The 2,619-nt window shown below is 42.5% G+C and carries 3 protein-coding genes and 1 pseudogene; 1 reads left to right on the plus strand and 3 read right to left on the minus strand.

All coding sequences use genetic code 11. The features are described 5' to 3' along the window. Positions 1-25 precede the first annotated feature (25 nt). The gene (locus A3762_RS08975) at positions 26-364 is read right to left on the minus strand and encodes a helix-turn-helix domain-containing protein (protein WP_197469159.1); all 339 of its coding nucleotides are present in this window, start codon (positions 362-364) and stop codon (positions 26-28) included. Between the two features lie 284 nt (positions 365-648). Between A3762_RS08975 and A3762_RS08980 the strand changes: the two genes are divergently transcribed. Then, entirely contained in the window at positions 649-1,536 is an 888-nt protein-coding gene (locus tag A3762_RS08980; protein ID WP_068755015.1) for a LysR family transcriptional regulator, read from the plus strand. A gap of 61 nt (positions 1,537-1,597) precedes the next feature. Here the strand turns inward: A3762_RS08980 and sucD are convergent, their stop codons facing one another. Next, the gene (gene sucD / locus A3762_RS08985) at positions 1,598-2,470 is read right to left on the minus strand and encodes a succinate--CoA ligase subunit alpha (RefSeq protein ID WP_068755017.1); all 873 of its coding nucleotides are present in this window, start codon (positions 2,468-2,470) and stop codon (positions 1,598-1,600) included. Next, a pseudogene (gene sucC, locus A3762_RS26415) lies at positions 2,470-2,619 on the minus strand (succinate--CoA ligase subunit beta); the annotation flags it as partial. The gene sucD and the pseudogene sucC, both read right to left, overlap by 1 nt.

The following is a 2,619-nucleotide window of genomic DNA, read 5'->3' on the forward strand; positions in this document are numbered from 1 at the left end:
TTTTTATCAGAAATTTCGCTAAATATTACTCTACCGCGTGACGCAATTCCTCGATCAATTCATCGCGTTCTTTAGCGATTCGGTCAAGCAAGCCTTGCGGCGCATTCGTCGCTGAGTCATGCTTGCCGCTCCAACGGATCATCTCGAGTATAACTGGCATGAGATCTACACCTTTTGGCGTCAAGGTATAGATTTTTCGGCGTTTATCAGCCGGATCGACCTGTTTATGAATCAGCCCGTCCTGCTCTAACTGAACGAGCCTCGCACTAAGAATATTTGTGGCGATATGTTCATCACTACTCTGTAACTCAGAAAAAGATCGTTTAGACGTAAAGATCAAATCTCGCATCTGCAAGGTAAACAAAGCGCCCTAGCCCTCCAAAAGTGTTAAGAGGTTTTCGAAGACTAAACACTCGGCTATCCGTAACGAGCCTATGCTCAGTTAGTCCTGCAAAGCCTCCTATGGGCAATGATTCTCTCGCTATTATTTCCATCTCGATCTCTTGGTTCAAACGTTTTTCCTATCAATATGGAGAAAATACAGACCACAATTAATTACATATATATACGCATAATTGAGTAAAACAATCTCATTTTTGACAACAATTATTCGCCATAAGATTTGATAAACAGACCGACTTAAACAACATTCTAGTTTTTCTAGCTGTCATTGATTCAGGTAGTTTTACTGCAGCTGCTGAGAAATTAGATATTCCGAAGGCAAATGTGAGCCGAAAGGTGTCCAAACTCGAAGACAGTTTTGACGTGACGCTTTTAGAGCGCTCAACGAGATCGCAGCGACTAACGGAAGTGGGTTATCAATATGTCGATCATTGTAGGAAAATCCAGCAAGAGATTGACATAGCAAACTTCTCTATCTCAGAGATGAAAAACGAATTTGGTGAGCAACTCCGTATTGGAACATCGATATCAATTGCAAACGAAATTCTAAGACCATCGTTATCACAATTCTTAATGTATTATCCTGATATTGATGTAGATCTTCGTCTTCTCAATCAACGCATAGACTTAATTGAATGTGGATATGATTTATTGATACATGTTGGAAAACTTGATGACTCGCGTCTTGTTGCGAAATCGCTTGGCTGCGCAAAACGTTATATTTATGCGAGCCCAAGCTACCTAAAGCATAACGCACCACTCAAAGATCTCGATGATCTAACAGAACACAACATACTCCTGATGTCACATCTTGCTCATCGCAATCAAGTCGATTTTTATAAACAGAATTCAAACAAAACCAAACTTACACTCACCATCAAACCTAAACTACTCGTTGATGAGTTTTCGATTGTTAAACAGGCGGCGATAGATAGTCTAGGTATTGCGATACTGCCAAGTTATATGTGCAAAGAGGAGGCAAAGGAAGGAAGCCTTGTGCGCGTGTTAAACGATTGGAAAATGTCAGATATAGACATATATGCATTGTTTCCAAAACACCGAAACAAACTTCCGAAGCTAAACGCATTTTTAGAGCACGCCTCTAAGATTTTCAAAGAAGTACTAGAACAGTAAAAATCTAACTCCTCAAAATTAAAAAAGGAGGCAAGAGCCTCCTTTGTTAAACCTTAAGAACTTACCAACCAGTACGTTCTTTAAGTGCTTTACCGATGTCTGCGAGACTCTTAACCGTAGTTACGCCAGCTGCTTCTAGCGCTGCGAACTTATCATCGGCAGTACCTTTACCGCCAGCGATAATCGCACCAGCATGTCCCATACGCTTACCCGGAGGAGCAGTAACACCTGCGATATATGATACAACAGGCTTAGTTACATTCGCCTTGATGTACTCAGCAGCCTCTTCTTCTGCAGTGCCACCGATCTCACCGATCATAACAATTGCTTCAGTTTGAGGGTCGTTCTCGAACATCTCAAGAATGTCGATAAAGTTTGATCCTGGAATCGGGTCACCACCAATACCTACACAAGTAGACTGACCAAATCCGAAGTCAGTCGTCTGCTTAACTGCTTCATAAGTCAACGTACCTGAACGAGATACGATACCAACTTTACCTGGAAGATGAATATGACCAGGCATAATTCCGATCTTACACTCTCCTGGCGTGATCACACCTGGGCAGTTAGGGCCGATTAAACGCACGCCTAGTTCATCACACTTAACCTTAGCATCAAGCATATCAAGCGTTGGAATACCTTCTGTGATGCAGACAATTAGCTTGATACCGCCATTCGCAGCTTCAAGAATCGAATCCTTACAGAAAGGAGCAGGAACATAGATAACAGATGCTTCCGCGCCAGTTTGCTCCACAGCTTCGCGTACAGTATTGAATACAGGCAAACCTAAATGTGTTTGGCCACCTTTGCCTGGCGTAACACCACCAACCATGTTGGTTCCGTACTCGATAGCTTGCTCAGAATGGAATGTACCTTGCGATCCAGTAAAGCCCTGACAGATTACCTTCGTATTTTTATTAATTAATACACTCATTACGCTTGACCTCCCGCCGCTGCGACTACTGATTCCGCTGCGTTGGTAAGGCTTGTTGCAGCAATAATATCAAGCCCACTTTCTGCAAGTGTTTTAGCACCAAGTTCAGCGTTGTTGCCTTCTAAACGAACAACTACAGGAACTTCAAC

Source organism: Oleiphilus sp. HI0125, from assembly GCF_001635355.1.